This window comes from Pseudorhodoferax sp., from assembly GCF_047601025.1.
Classification (GTDB): domain Bacteria; phylum Pseudomonadota; class Gammaproteobacteria; order Burkholderiales; family Burkholderiaceae_C; genus Pseudorhodoferax.
This window is the reverse complement of sequence record NZ_JASGJZ010000001.1, coordinates 5,009,432-5,023,034: the sequence shown is the minus strand read 5'-3', so window position 1 is coordinate 5,023,034 and position 13,603 is coordinate 5,009,432. Positions and strand designations below refer to the sequence as shown.

The following is a 13,603-nucleotide window of genomic DNA, read 5'->3' as shown; positions in this document are numbered from 1 at the left end:
CGGCGGTCTCAAATCCGAAATGCAACACCCGGCCCATGAGGTAGGGTGTGAAGATGAGGAGAAGATTCCAGCAGTTGCAGCCTGAAGAGCGGGTGATGCTGCAGACGCTGAGGGCGCAAGGCCAGAGCCTGCGATGCATCGGACGGACGCTGGGGCGCAGCGCAGGCAGCCTGAGCCGAGAGTTGCGACGTAATCAGCAGGCCGGCGGCTATGCCTGGAAGACGGCACAGCAGACGTGCGCCGCACGCCGACAAGCCGCCAGACCTGCCGCCAAGCTCGATCCGCACGGGCGGCTGTGGCCGCTGGTGGCCCACATGCTGAGCTGGTATTGGTCGCCCCAGCAGATCGCGCGGACACTCAAGCGCATGTGGCCCCAAGACACCGAACTGCACGTCTGCCACGAGACGATCTACAACGCCATCTACGCGCATCCCAAGGGCGAGTTGCGCAAGGCCTTGCTGGCATGCCTGCGCCAAGGCCGCAGCACAGGCCGGCCGCGCTCTGCGGGCCAGGACCGGCGTGGCCGGATTGCCGAGATGGTCAGCATCCACGTGCGCCCGCCCGAGGTCGATGATCGGCTCATGCCTGGTCACTGGGAGGGCGACCTGATCGAGGGTGCTGGCAACAAGTCCTGTGTGGGCGTGCTGGTGGAGCGCACGACGCGCCTGGTGCTGCTGGCGCACATGCCGGATGCGACGGCCGAATCGGCGCTGGCCGGCTTCACCGCCAAGTTGCACCAGATCGCCGCGCCGCTGCGCAAGGCGCTGACCTACGACCAAGGTCGCCAGATGGCGCGCCATCGCGAACTGGCCCGCAACACCAACATGCGCGTGTACTTCTGCGATCCGCACAGCCCCTGGCAACGCGCCAGCTGCGAGAACACCAACGGACTGCTGCGCCAGTTCCTGCCCAAGGGCACGGATCTGTCGGTCTACTGCCAGGGCGAACTGGACTGCATTGCCGACCTGCTGAACAACCGGCCGCGCGCCACGCTGGACTGGCGCAGCCCCATCCAGGCCATGCGCGACCTCGTGCAAGGCATCGCCGAACACCGCGACGCGACAATCCATTGATCGATCAACAAATGCTCGGTGTTGCATTTCGGATTTGAGACCGCCCTTCCCAATTGATGGGCGAACCTACGAGTTGATTAACGGTGATCACTTAGTGCCTCACAGTGGTCCAGGCTTTCATAATTTGAGTCGAGGCGAATTTGATGCAATTGGAGTTTTTAACAAGTTTGGCGATACGCCACAAGCTCGAGAGATTGCCGCGCGGGTAGCCGGCTCCGAGGCCGAGAGAGCGTTGAAAATTTGGAGGCTAGGTCAATGATTTGGCAGGATCTTTTAATATCTCGTCGACTTACTGACGAACGCATTGCAGAGTCGCTTGCGATAGCGCTGGGAAAGCGTTTAGGGTCGGTGGTGGTTTCCCGCGCAATTGAGGAAATTTCGGATCAGGAGGTATTTTGCTTGCGATCGGATGTCGGTGATGGCTCGTTTGGGACCGTATTATCTATTTATGCCAAGGCACCTCCTGAGCAACCCGAGCGGGTGATACAGAAGTTCGCGGAGCAGCTTGGTGAATCGGTCCTTGTCTCCAATGATGAGGCAGTAGATCCATATGCAATGCGCTTGTTCGAGCCTAGGACAGATCCGCGGTCTATTCGACTAGTGGAGATGGATTTTGATGAGGGTCGTTACAAGATTTCTCAAGAGGCGATCTCGCAAACTTATAATGGACCGCCAGTGACCGTGACACAAAGAGTAATCGCTCCCGGCTTGTGTCCTGTGACTGGCTACTGGATCACACCCGCATGGCCGGGTGGCCGCCGCAGATTTGAAAGTGGGGAGTTGATGCCGGAGTTCCGTAGTGATTACGGCGCCACCATCTGGCAGTGGGACGACCGCCAGGGCGACTGGCCCAACTGACGCTGGGCGGCGTCAAGACGGCTGTGCCACCGCCGCGCTGCTGCCGCCGCTGCTTCGCCGCAGCATCCGCCTGGCGGCCGACCACGAGCCGCGACCACCTGGTGAGCATTCCGATCTGCCGACTGCGACGCAACGCGGCGGGTGCGTTCGAGCTGGACGAGCGTTTCGTAGCGCCGAGCCTGTCGGTGCAAGTGGCACCCGCGCCGGGGGAGTGTGTGGCAGCTGCTGGACGTGCTGCGGGCCAAGGTGGCGGCGCTAGACGCCATGCACCGGGAGTCGTCGGCACGTCATCGAGTTCGGCTCGGAAGACATCGCGTCGTTCTGGCTGCTGCGCACGGCGAGCGCGTCGCTGGGCCGTTGGGACTACAAGGCGCTGGCGGGTACGTCGGCCGAGACGGCCAGCGCACTGGAGCTGGGCGAGATCCCCGTTCTGGATGTCTACGACGGCACCGGCGCCTACCGCTACGAGAACGCCGAGCATGCCGAGCGCGCTGCGGCGCTGGCCCTGTCCGCTCTGGAGCTGGACTTCAAGCGCTTCGAGGGCCAGGGCAGCGCCCGCCACCTGATGCCGGGTACCGAGTTCACCCTGGTGGACCATCCGCTGTACGGGCCGAACACCAGCGCATGGAACTACGCCGGCGCCCTCATTGCGTCGCGCCAGCGGCCCGACAACGCCTTCGTCGTGCTGGCCGTGGAGCACCACGCCAGCAACAACCTGGGCGGCCAGCTCGGTGGCGGCATCGCGCTTCTGGGTGGCGCCAGCACGCCGCTGGAGGCGGGCACCTACAAATGCCACTTCCACTGCGCCCGGCGGCAGCCGCCCTGGTGCCGGCCTTCGTGCGCAAGCCCACCGCGCCGGGCCTGCAGACCGCGCTGGTGGTGGGCGTGGCCGGCGAGCCGATCACCACCGAGCGCGATCTGCGGGTGAAGCTGCAGTTTCCGTGGCAGCGCGGCGTGGCGCCCGTGGCGGGTGGGTTGTCGGCCCCGGGGGCCGGTGGACTGGCGCACGAGTCGGGCCCCGACACGCAAGGCAACGCCCCGGGCGACGAACGCAGCGGCACCTGGGTGCGGGTGGCAGTGCCCAGCGCCGGGGCCAACTGGGGCAGCGCCTTCGTACCGAGGGTGGGCACCGAAGTGGCGGTGCAGTTCATCGAAGGCGACATCGACCGCCCGCTGATCGTGGGCCAGCTGTACAACGGCGCCGACACCCCACCCTTTGCGGCAGGCGAAGACTCGGGCGTGAACCACCCCGGAGTGATCAGCGGCCTGCACAGCCACGCGCTGGACGGTGCCGGCTACAACCAATGGGTGCTGGACGACGCCACGGGCCAACTGCGCATGCGGCTGGCCAGCAGCCACGCCGGCGCGCAGCTGAACCTGGGCCACCTGATCCAGCAGCCGCCCGACACGGCGCAGCGCGGCGCATGGCGCGGGGCGGGCTTCGAAGCCAACACGCAGGGCTGGGCCAGCGTGCGCGCAGGCCACGGCCTGCTGGTCTCGACCACGGCGCGCGCGGGCAGCTACGGCAGCGCGCAATCCACGCAGATGGACGCGGCCGAAGCCGTGGCGCAGCTGAAGGCCGCGCGCGAGCTGGGCCAGCGGCTGGGCGAGGTGGCGGCCCAGGGCGGGGCGCAGCCCTTGACCAGCCACGACGCCAACCAGGCCACCGAACAATTCATCCACGCCATCGACCCGAAGGCCGAGGGCAAGCACGCCGGCGCGGTCAACGGCCAGCCGGCCCAGCAGGCCGGCGCCGACGGCCGCGCGCTGCAGGAAGGCGAGGCCGGTGCGGTGGCCGCCTTCGCCTGGCCGCAGGTGCTGCTGGAGACCCCCAGCACGGCAGCGCTGGCCAGCGAGGCAGGCATCACGGCCTTCGCCGGACAGGACACCAGCCTCGTCGCCCAGGGCGACCTGCACCAGGCCGCCGGCCACACCTACGCGCAGGTCTCCGGCCGCACCAGCAGCCTGTACACCCACCAGGGTGGGGTGAAGGCCTACGCCGCCAACGGGCCGGTGAGCCTGCGCGCGCACACCGAGGCACTGCAGATCTGGGCCGACCAGGACGTGACCGTCATCAGCGTCAACGACGAGATCCGCATCAGCGTGCGCAGCACGATCGAGCTCACCGGCGGGCAGAGCGCGATGGTGCTGGAGGGGGGGCAACATCACCTTCAGCTGCCCGGGCACCTTCGCGGTCAAGGGTGCGACTCATACCTTCCTGGATGGGGGGAGCAGGGCGGCTGAGTTGCCAGTGTTGCCCACCGGCTTGCAGCAGAGCACCAACTGGATTGCCGTCAATCACCGTGATCCCGAAGGTGAGCCGATGGCGGGCCAGCGATACAAAATATTCTTTGAAGGCGGTGCTGTTATTTCTGGAGCGCTGGATGCTGCGGGGCATGCCCGTCATGAGAATGTGCCGGATAAAGCGGTTCGTGTGGAGTACGAGCCGCGAAAACCCGAAAAGGACAAGCCTTGGGACCCGCTGGAAGAGCTGCTGAGCGAAGTGCAGGCGCATCTGTCTTGAGGGGAGCGAGATGGATGAACTGAAGAACGCGCTCGCTTGGTTCAGGGCTGCGCCTGGAAATATTTACAAGTCAGGTACGGAGAACCTGCAGGTGATGGCGCAGTGGATCTGGGAGGTGATCCAGGGCGACTTCAACAACGAGCAGACGACGGCGCAGGTGGTGACCGGTACCGTGATTTCCATGATCCCGCTCGTCGATCAGATTTGCGACGTTCGCGATCTGGTCGCCAATTGCAAGAAAATCAACGAAGACAGCAGCAACAAATGGGTATGGGTCGCACTGGTGCTAACACTCATCGGCCTGTTTCCCACGCTGGACAGTCTGGCCAAAGGTTGTTTGAAAATTCTGTTCGCATATGGGCGCAAGGGCGTATTCCGGGCCGGCTCGCGTGCCTTGGACAGCAGCATGTGGCAAGCAACTCGCCCTTTTGTGGAAGCAGGCATTGTCAAGCTCAATGAGTTCCTGGCTCGGCCAGCCGTGCGTCGCACGATTGCCGCGCTGAAGTGGGAAAACGTCTATCTTGAGCTGTCAAAAAAAGTGCGCGCATTGTCTTCCGAACTCAACATATCTTCGCTTTTGCGCGCCATGGACGAGGTCATTGCCATCCTGCGCAAACTCATTGATCTGGTTCAGCGATTCGGCACTGCAGCCATGTCTACCCGTGCAGGCCAATTGCTGCAAATGGTTACCACTGTTCGGAACAAGGCCGATCAAGGCTTGCGCCAAGCACTCGCTCCTATGCAAGACTGGCTCAATCGCCTGGCCCAGCGCCTTGAAGTCGAGCATCGGCTGAGTTACCAGGGCAGTACCAATGCCGTAAATCCGCACAATTTCAGCAGACCTTCTCTTGATGCCGAGATTCAGGCCATGTCAGAGAGTAAGCCTGAGTTGGTGGATGCCATAGAAGAAGCGATGAACCCCCAGATCAGGAAATCGCCAAGTGTCCCAGCTAGACACTCTGACATAAGCGATGCGGCACCCAGGCCACTCAAGTCAGCGTTTGATACATTTCACAACGTCCGCCCAGACATCCTCCCTCCAGGAACGAAAATTTATCGCGTTCTTGACCCCAGTTCCAATGACAGCAGCATCTGCTGGATGACCGCGCAAGAATTCAATCAATTGCGCAGCAAATCGGACTGGTGCCGCCGATTCGCAGTTTGGGGGAACTGGAACAGCAATGGTGAATTCGTCACCTACACCGTGCCAGCCGGCTCTGGGCTTCCTGTCTGGAGAGGCAAGACCGCCTCTCAACAATTGCGCGACAGCACAGGGCAAATCGTACGGGCAGACAAGAAGGGCAATAGCTTCTGGCTTGAAGGCGGGGCAGAAAAATTGGTCATCGACCCCAAACACCTGGACAAGAAACACCTCGGCCCCCGCCAATTCACCGGCTGGGGTTACGACGAGTTTGGCGAGGAGGCAGGCTTGATCGGCGTGCCCATCCTGCAACACAACTGGAGAGACTGAGACCGCCATGCCCACCCCCCTGATTCCGCAGGAAATCTACCTGCTTGAACGCTACACCTCGCTGGACTACTTCGGCCAGATGCGCGATGCTTGGGAGACGATGGTCAAGGTAGGCGACGACGCACTCAATGCCTTCATGCGCCAACTGCCGCCCGATTACCGCAGCCGCCCTCTGAACCGGCAACCCGACATCGTCTGGGGCGAACGTGTGCTGCCCAACCTGCGCTGGACGCTCACGGGATTGAATAATGGATTCATCCAGCTCTCTCATGGTGAGTGGGATGCGCTGCAATTCTCTGGGAACGTCATGACGGCTCGGGCGGGCATGTCTCGTGATTACGATAATGAATGGATGCCCGAGCCGTTCAAGACCATATTTGATGAGCAAGAAATTATTGCGGGTGTTTATGCTAGAAATATTAGCATCACCGTACAAAGAAATTGGCTCATCGGCGATCTGACTGATCTTTATACGGAAAGAGATCGTGGCCCATTGTGTCAGCCACAGACGTGGCCTGCATATCAGATAAATACCAATGTCCGGATACACACAGGCGCACAAATTCAGCAAAACGGAATTTATCTTCCCGACACTGAAAGCGGTTGCCCCCAAGCCTTGGTGAAAGGATATAAAGCGCCACAAGCTAGTATCGGACAGGACCCTATTACTACTCAGCGCCAAGGCAGGGCACCGGCCACTTGGACATTGGTTGAGCGCATCGCCAACGAAGGCGGCGGCGTTCCAGGGCAAGAAATGGGCAGCGCCTCTGCAATGGCGCGCCTGCGCTGTGAAGGCGGTCAGCCCTGTCCCCAGGCTGGTTGGTGGCTCACGCCTGCTAAGGCGGGCAGCCGGCGCTTTTTCAACGCGGGTGAGTTGATGCCGGTCATCCAGGGCAGCGATTACGGCGCCACCTTCTGGCAATGGGATGTGGATCAGAGCGCATCGAAAATTTGAGTTGAACTACGATGAATCTGGCGAGTAAGCAACCTGATTGACGAGTCCATCCGGTAAAGCGGTTGGAGAGACTGAGAGCTGACGACGTTGGAGGCATCCGATTACCCACAACTTGAGCGATCTCTCGTAATCTCTTGATTTGTTGAAGACGATGGATCGATGGCGAGGCGAGATGAGCTGGGCGACAGAGGAGTTTGGGGATTTGGACCTGGGGGATGCGAGGCTGAACCGGAGGCTGGTGCAGATGGCCGAGAGCTTCGCGCGGCAGCCCTCGCAGAGCATCCCGAGCGCCAGCGGGGGCTGGTCGGAATCGAAGGCGGCATACCGCTTGTGCGGATCGGACAAGGTTGACTGGCGCGACATCCTGCAGCCGCACTGGAGCAGCAGCCACCGGCGCATGAGCGAGCAGCCGGTGGTGCTGTGCCTGCAGGACACGACGGAGCTGGATTTCAATGGCCAGAACATCGTGGGCCTGGGGCGGCTGAGCTACGAGGCGCAGCGCGGGATGTACGTACATCCGACCTACGCGGTGACGCCGGACCGAGAGCCGCTGGGGGTGATTGACGTGTGGACGTGGGCGCGCCGGCCGGTGGGGACGACTCGGCGCCGGTGGAGAGCACGCGCTGGATCGAAGGCTACGAGCGCGTGGCGGAGTTGGCCGAAGAGTTGTCCGGAACGCGGCTGGTGTGCGTGGCCGATCGCGAAGGCGACATCAGGAAGTTGATGCAGCGCGCGCACGACCTGGGTCATCCGGCCGACTGGCTGATCCGCTCCCAGCACGATCGCAAGCTCGCGAGCGACGGCAAGGTGCTGGGCCAGGCCAAGCTGTGGGAGACGGTCACGGCCGGCCCGGCGCTGGGGACGATCCAGTTCACGCAGCCCTCGCGGCATGGCCAGAAGGCGCGTCAGGTACGCCAGACGATCCACGCGCAGCGGGTGAGCTTGAGCGACGGCTTGCAGCTCACCTGCATCGTGGCGCGCGAGATCGATGCGCCGGCCGGCGTCAAGCCGGTGCAGTAGCGGCTGCTGAGCAATCGCGACGCAGTGGACTTCACTTCGGCCGTGCAACTGATCGACTGGTACCGGGCCCGCTGGGAGATCGAGCTGCTGTTCAACATCGTCAAGAACGCCTGCCGGGTCGAGGGGCTGCAGTTGAGCACGATGGCTCGGCTGGAGAAGGCCATCGCGTTGTACTTGGTGGTGGCTTGGCGCATCGCACGGCTGATGCGCCTGGGGCGCAGTTGTCCGGATCTGCCGGCCGAGCTGTTCTTCGAGCCCGACGAGTGGCAGGCTGCCTACATCCTGCTGAAGAAAAAGCCGCCGCATGAGGCGCCCCGGCTCAATCAGGCGATCCGCCTGATCGCCACGCTGGGCGGCTTTCTCGGGCGCAAGAGCGACGGCGAGCCCGGCATCAAGACCCTATGGATCGGCCTGCAGCGCGTCGCCGACTTCGCCGTCGGCATGCACTACGCTCGTCTCGCCGGAGTGCTCTGATTTGTGGGTAATCGGATGCGCTCAGCGTCCCGACCTCGATTCCGACGTTTCACTAAACCTTGCTGGTCGCTCCTGCCCATCCATAACTCAGCATGACGATCAGCAGCGACGCATAGAGCCCGAATCCCAGTACCGTCATCACCCAGTGGCGCAGCTTGATGCGTTTGTATACCTCAGCCACCGGGTGTTCGGCATTGGCGCCGCTGTATGAATACTCGATCTTGTAGGGGTTGGGCTGCGAATCGTCCCAGCGGTTGACCGCCTCAAGCGCGGGTGGCAGCTGGATCTTGGGTGCGGTCTTCTCAATCCATAAGGTGGCCCACATGAAGGGATAAAGGAAGGTTCCTGCAATGGGCATGAAGATGCTGGCGAAAGTGCTGCGAAAGGAACCATCGGGGTTCATGCCGATCTGCATGCTTTCGATCTGGCAACGTACGGCCCATGTCTTGCTGTCGAACTCGAAGGGCGGAATGTAGGCCGCCGGCACACGCTCGGGCGGCTCGTTCATGTAGCGGCGCATGTACTCCCAGGCGGCAACCGCTGGCTGCATGGTGGCGACTGAGGTGTAAGCGCCGAAGCTGCGCAGGATTCTGTTGGTGCCCTTTTCCAGTTGCATCAGCACCAGCACGTACATCGTGGAGCGGCCGGCCGAGCTGTAGACGTGGACTTGGCGGATGGCTGGGGTGATGCTGGCCCAGTCCCAGACAAGCCATTCGGCTTTACGGCCAGGAGCCTTTTGGTATTGCATCACCTGTTGTAGGTTTCGATTGAAAAAAGTGGGCGGAGGAAGAGGGCGCTTGATGCATAAATAGCAAGTTATCAGAGATCCCGGCCCAAGAAGAATTAGTCCAGAAGTCACCGTCAGATAGACAAAAAATGGCACCCCATCTGGCTGCGGTTCAAATAGTACGTTAGGCGTCAACCATGCCCACCCGAGTAACCACGACAGGCCTACGAACAAAAGCGGCCCAAACAAGAAGCCCCTGGCTGCCACGTCTGGGTTCCAGTAAGCCAGGTACGTCGGATTGATCCGATAGACCAACGACCCCACCCGGGCGCCAAAGTCCCAGTGCCTCGATGTCGGCGGCGGCAACTCGACCCACGGCCCCTTGTTAGGCGTGTAGGTTTCATGAAGCACTGCGAATGCTCCAATCGTTGATGGTTTGCACAATCCCTGGCATGCTCTCTTGGTCGGGCCGATAGATCACTGTCATGCGCACATCCTTGATGAACGTCCGACGGTCTTTCTCGTCCGCCAGTCCCACCCACTCGAAGAAATCACCCAAGCCTTCGGCAATTCCTCCGGGCTGTGCGGTGGCGAAGTGGCCCTTCACGCGCATCGTACGCAGCTTGGCATCCAGTTCGGCTTTCGGATCCTCAGAAGTTCCGAACACGCGCGGCTCATAGTGCAGGGTCTGCGGCATGGCTTTGCCGGCTTGGTAGCGAAAGAAGGCAATGCGTGTCATGGTCGTGCCATCAGGTGTGCCTTCGAACGTCACTTCGAGCGTGCTGCCATCCACCCAGCGCGGCAGTCGTATCTCGTAGAAACTGATCATGCCGTTGTTGTTGCGGTCACGTACGCCAGAAATGCGGCCAGTTGCCGCGAACACGATACGCTGAAATTCGGTCAACTCTTCGATCAAACTGGAAAATGGTTTGGCCGCCGACTTGGTTCTCTTGTCGTAGTAAAGGTTTCCTTCCTTGCTGCGGTGGGCGCCGTTACCAAAGGTTCCGTTATCCAGCCAGTATTCCAGCGGCAGTAGGTTATCGTCGTCGGTACTGTAGGCGTTGACGAGGCTGTAGATCGACAGTCCCAGGAAGATGATGGTGGCCACTGCCCAGCCGATGATAGGAACTGTCAAAGCTGACGTGCCAGCGCCTATTGCTGTTGCCACGAGTCCGCCACCAACGATGGTAGTTACGCCTCCGGCAAAAAGAAAGACACCTGCGGACATCGTCCAGTAGGCGTTGTCTCTGTCAGTACCAGATTTACTCAGCCCTTTGCCGAATAACCATGCTCCTTCGATGATGTTTGCCCCGCCCGCGATCCTAGCAATCAGTCGTGTCCTCAGCGCTGTCTTTGCCGCCGCTTCCCCAGCCCCCAGTGCTACCACGGCAGTGTAGACCTCCATCCCTGCCGCAATCGCCGACATTACCGCAGTCGTCAACCCGACCCCGGCCTCGGCCTTGTCCATCGCCCCAGGCTTGGTGACCAAATCATTGGCCGCATTGCCCAGAGACACCACCTGCAAGAACACCGCAAAGCTGCTGAATACCACGTTGCTTTGGTTTGCCCGCTTTTCCAGCAGGTTTGCCAGCCACACGTTCTGCGCCGGCACCGTGCTGGGCACGGTGAGGTCAACATTCCTCAGCTGTAGCTTGCGCAGGTCAGAATCTCTGAGTTTGGCGCCGCCTTGCAACTTGGCAATAGCCCAGGCGCCCACCGACTTGACTTCGTTCTTGTCGCCGGGCAGATCCAGCAGTACAGCGCCTTCCACGCCCTGGCTCAATGCCAGTCCCTTGCCTCCGAGATTGCCCTTTTGCGCCATGTAGCTTCGGTCCACCGCGCCCGGGCGCACGCTTACCGGCGCGTATCCGGCAATGTGTGCATCGCCGGCGGCCACGCTTTGAATCATCTGCACGATCGCGTTGTAGCGACCCGTCACCACCACCGGTTGCGCAGCGATGTCGGCTCGCGTGATCAGCGCCACTGTCATGCTCCGCACCAGTTTCCGGAAGGCCTTGGGATCCTTCTCTCGCAGGTGCAGGAGCACGCCTGTCACCCCCTCGATCAAATCGGCTGTGGCCAGGTTGGCCGCCCGCTTGAGTCGGATGGTGGCGTGGATCTGGGCGATTTCCTTGGCTGACTCGAAGGCGATGTCGCGCGCCAGCGTGGCCATGGCCTTGGGAACGTCTGCGTACTCCTTGTTCCATTGCTTGTTGGCATCGAAGTAGGCCTGCAAGTCGGGGTGCAGCGCGGCCATGGCGCGATAGAACCAGTTGTTTTCGTCGGCGGCCTGCATGTCCACCAAGACGGGGTACCACACACGCTCCTTCTCTAGCTTGGTCCCGCCCGCGCCGCGGACGCTGTCGGCCACCATCTGCCCATGGTCGAGGGCGGAGGTGTCGTCCGTGGCGTCGAAGTCCCAGCGCTGCACATCTTTCCAGCGCGTCGACTCCTTCACCGCCACGTAGTCGGCGCTGAGCAGGTCCACGAGCTTGAGGTTGGCATTGAAGTCCTTGGAATCTTGCAGCGCCGTCTGCAGTTCTGCCTGCTTGACGTGTTTCATGAAGCGGTCAGGCCCGTAGTTGCGGTCGTACCAGGGCCCGGGGTTCTCCTCTGCGCTCTTGCGTACGGCCTCCACCGCCTCGGCGACGATGCGCGCGCGGGCGCGTTTGCCGTCCCGGTCGAACAGGCCCGTGGATTGCGCCACCTTCAAGGCCGTCTCATCGCGCGAGGCACCCAACTCGATGACGTTGTTCACCGGATCGTTGAGCACGATGAGGCAACCGGTCTTCCCTGGCGTGTGACGTGAGATGTGCGCCATCTTCTGGGCCAGCGCTGCGGCCTGGCCGGCACGGTTGCGCAGAGGAGTGACTTGGGTCTTGTTGATGGCAGTTTGCGTGGCAACGCTGGTGAAATCGGCGACGTAACTGGGCAGAGTCGTTGCGCCAGCAGCAGCGCCGTGAGGAACGGTCTTGCCGGCGCCGAGGTCGTTTTTGGCCGCGGCGGTGACATTCACGGGTGTCATGCGGGCTGTGCGTCGGCCATCCTTGTCGTTTCGATAGTCGTCCAGCACCTGCTGAGTCCAGCGGTAGCGGCTGTAGGCCAACCAGATCGTGGGGTGCTTTTCGGGATCGATCGCGATCAATTGCGCCGGAATGTTGTCGCCGGCGCGCACGCATTCCTGTTTCATCGGCTTCACATCTGTGGGTGAAGCGGGCTGCGCGCCGGTCGGCACCATTTTCAGCATGCCGTCGGCATCGACGACATAGGCGTCCCACGATTTGTCGCTTTCCTTGAAGACGTAGAGGTAGCCTGCCGGTAGCGTACGCAGCACGTACCAATGCTGGTTCAAATCTTCAGCCCGAAAACGCGAATCCAAAGCTGTGAGTTCGATGTTCTTGCCGCGCAGCTCGATGGGCAGGAGGGTTGGAACAACGGGCAAGATTGCCAGACCTTGCTTGACGCAGTCCTTGCAGCCATTTTCCGGCCTCGTGTCTGTGCCCTGCGCAGCGGCTTTTGCAATGGCGACAACTGGACTTGGTTTTGACAATGTGCTGCTCATGACGCGGCTCGCTTTGCTTCGCTATGCTCGGGTATTGCGTGGAGGGCATTCAGCCAACCGGTATCGGCGCGCAACCGATCCCAGAAATTGTCGTCGAAAGGCGCCAGGGCGCTCTGCAACGACAACCCGGCCGAAGCTGCCCGCTGCAAGGCAGCCCTTATCTGCGGGTGCTGGTCGAATTGCAGATGCCCCGTCAGGCCACAGGCCGCAAAGACCAATACGTCCTGTTCGCTGTCAAATCCCAGTTGAATGCTGCGCATCACGAGTTCGTCGGTCTGGCAGGCAAGGCTGTGCGTTGGCTGCAATCCCCAGTCCCAACTTAGCGCCAGTACCTTGTTCACTGGACCAACCCGCTCCAGCCGTTGCCAGGTTTGATCCTTTATCGCCAGCGGGTTCGTGATGTGAGCGGCCGATGTGGATGGAGGCACATCGCCGCTGGCAGGCAGTGCTGCAAGTTGGCGCATGGGGTCGAAGTACATCCACTGGCCCAGAGCTGCATGCAAGCTTGCCCAATGCGTGGCTGGCAAGCATCGTGGCAGGTGCCATATCACGCGCGGATCCCAAAACCGAAGAAAATGACTCCGACCATCCGGCTTGCGGATGCGCGCCGCCTGCGTCAGTGCACGAGCGCGCTGCGTTGGGTGTGCGTCGTGAACGATGAAGCCACACACTGTACGGCCCGTAAATTCTGGCGACTCCGAATCGAACGCTTCTGCCGTGGCAATCTGGATGGCCGCCGCGACCACACGCTCGGCGTCGGGCTCCGACCTGAGATGAATCAGAAACGGCTGCCGCTCAGGGAGGAAATCTTCGTGAATGGGCGACAATCTGTGTTGATGCGCTACGCCAGCGCCAGCGGCATCTGCCAAGGTTCTGGCCAGTAGCTCGTCATGCTGTGTGGGGTCGCGCAAAGTCGGATCTATAAAGATCGACAGCGGG

Annotated in this window: 9 protein-coding genes and 3 pseudogenes; 9 read left to right on the top strand and 3 right to left on the bottom strand. The window is 61.6% G+C overall.

What is annotated here, in order from left to right:
* The first annotated feature begins 53 nt into the window (after nucleotides 1-53).
* From QM782_RS23150 to QM782_RS23110, 9 genes and pseudogenes are all read left to right on the top strand, one after another.
* Nucleotides 54-1,073 (top strand): IS30 family transposase, encoded by a 1,020-nt coding sequence (locus QM782_RS23150; protein WP_415205215.1) that lies wholly within the window; start codon nucleotides 54-56, stop codon nucleotides 1,071-1,073.
* Between the two features lie 255 nt (nucleotides 1,074-1,328).
* Nucleotides 1,329-1,931 carry a hypothetical protein gene (locus tag QM782_RS23145; RefSeq protein ID WP_415205214.1) on the top strand — a complete coding sequence of 201 codons (603 nt, stop codon included), beginning with the start codon at nucleotides 1,329-1,331 and terminating at the stop codon, nucleotides 1,929-1,931.
* A pseudogene (gene tssK, locus QM782_RS23140) lies at nucleotides 1,898-2,122 on the top strand (type VI secretion system baseplate subunit TssK); the annotation flags it as partial. The gene QM782_RS23145 and the pseudogene tssK, both read left to right, overlap by 34 nt.
* Nucleotides 2,123-2,220: 98 nt before the next feature.
* Nucleotides 2,221-2,634: pseudogene (locus QM782_RS23135) on the top strand (contractile injection system protein, VgrG/Pvc8 family); the annotation flags it as partial.
* Between the two features lie 86 nt (nucleotides 2,635-2,720).
* Nucleotides 2,721-4,175, top strand: a complete 1,455-nt coding sequence (locus tag QM782_RS23130) for a type VI secretion system Vgr family protein (protein ID WP_415205213.1) — start codon at nucleotides 2,721-2,723, stop codon at nucleotides 4,173-4,175.
* Between the two features lie 22 nt (nucleotides 4,176-4,197).
* On the top strand, nucleotides 4,198-4,455 hold the full coding sequence (locus QM782_RS23125) for a hypothetical protein (RefSeq protein WP_415205212.1): 258 nt from the start codon (nucleotides 4,198-4,200) through the stop codon (nucleotides 4,453-4,455).
* Between the two features lie 10 nt (nucleotides 4,456-4,465).
* Complete coding sequence (locus tag QM782_RS23120) at nucleotides 4,466-5,926, top strand: hypothetical protein (RefSeq protein WP_415205211.1); 1,461 nt, start codon at nucleotides 4,466-4,468, stop codon at nucleotides 5,924-5,926.
* Between the two features lie 7 nt (nucleotides 5,927-5,933).
* Nucleotides 5,934-6,881, top strand: a complete 948-nt coding sequence (locus QM782_RS23115) for a hypothetical protein (RefSeq protein WP_415205210.1) — start codon at nucleotides 5,934-5,936, stop codon at nucleotides 6,879-6,881.
* A gap of 202 nt (nucleotides 6,882-7,083) precedes the next feature.
* A pseudogene (locus QM782_RS23110) lies at nucleotides 7,084-8,375 on the top strand (IS4 family transposase).
* Between the two features lie 52 nt (nucleotides 8,376-8,427).
* Here the strand turns inward: QM782_RS23110 and QM782_RS23105 are convergent.
* The 3 genes from QM782_RS23105 to QM782_RS23095 all read right to left on the bottom strand — a co-directional run bounded on the left by QM782_RS23105 (nucleotide 8,428) and on the right by QM782_RS23095 (nucleotide 13,575).
* Complete coding sequence (locus tag QM782_RS23105; protein WP_415205711.1) at nucleotides 8,428-9,234, bottom strand: DUF6708 domain-containing protein; 807 nt, start codon at nucleotides 9,232-9,234, stop codon at nucleotides 8,428-8,430.
* 268 nt (nucleotides 9,235-9,502) lie between these two features.
* Nucleotides 9,503-12,664 carry a T6SS effector BTH_I2691 family protein gene (locus QM782_RS23100; RefSeq protein WP_415205209.1) on the bottom strand — a complete coding sequence of 1,054 codons (3,162 nt, stop codon included), beginning with the start codon at nucleotides 12,662-12,664 and terminating at the stop codon, nucleotides 9,503-9,505.
* Nucleotides 12,661-13,575 (bottom strand): DUF4123 domain-containing protein, encoded by a 915-nt coding sequence (locus QM782_RS23095; protein WP_415205208.1) that lies wholly within the window; start codon nucleotides 13,573-13,575, stop codon nucleotides 12,661-12,663. The genes QM782_RS23100 and QM782_RS23095 overlap by 4 nt, the downstream gene beginning before the upstream one ends.
* Nucleotides 13,576-13,603: the final 28 nt, after the last annotated feature.

Bases quoted from the DNA above. Each gene is read 5' to 3' on its own strand.
- QM782_RS23100 (WP_415205209.1), bottom strand. From the start codon at position 12,664: ATGAGCAGCACATTGTCAAAACCAAGTCCAGTTGTCGCCATTGCAAAA.
- QM782_RS23145 (WP_415205214.1), top strand. From the start codon at position 1,329: ATGATTTGGCAGGATCTTTTAATATCTCGTCGACTTACTGACGAACGC.
- QM782_RS23120 (WP_415205211.1), top strand. From the start codon at position 4,466: ATGGATGAACTGAAGAACGCGCTCGCTTGGTTCAGGGCTGCGCCTGGA.
- QM782_RS23115 (WP_415205210.1), top strand. From the start codon at position 5,934: ATGCCCACCCCCCTGATTCCGCAGGAAATCTACCTGCTTGAACGCTAC.
- QM782_RS23150 (WP_415205215.1), top strand. From the start codon at position 54: ATGAGGAGAAGATTCCAGCAGTTGCAGCCTGAAGAGCGGGTGATGCTG.
- QM782_RS23130 (WP_415205213.1), top strand. From the start codon at position 2,721: ATGCCACTTCCACTGCGCCCGGCGGCAGCCGCCCTGGTGCCGGCCTTC.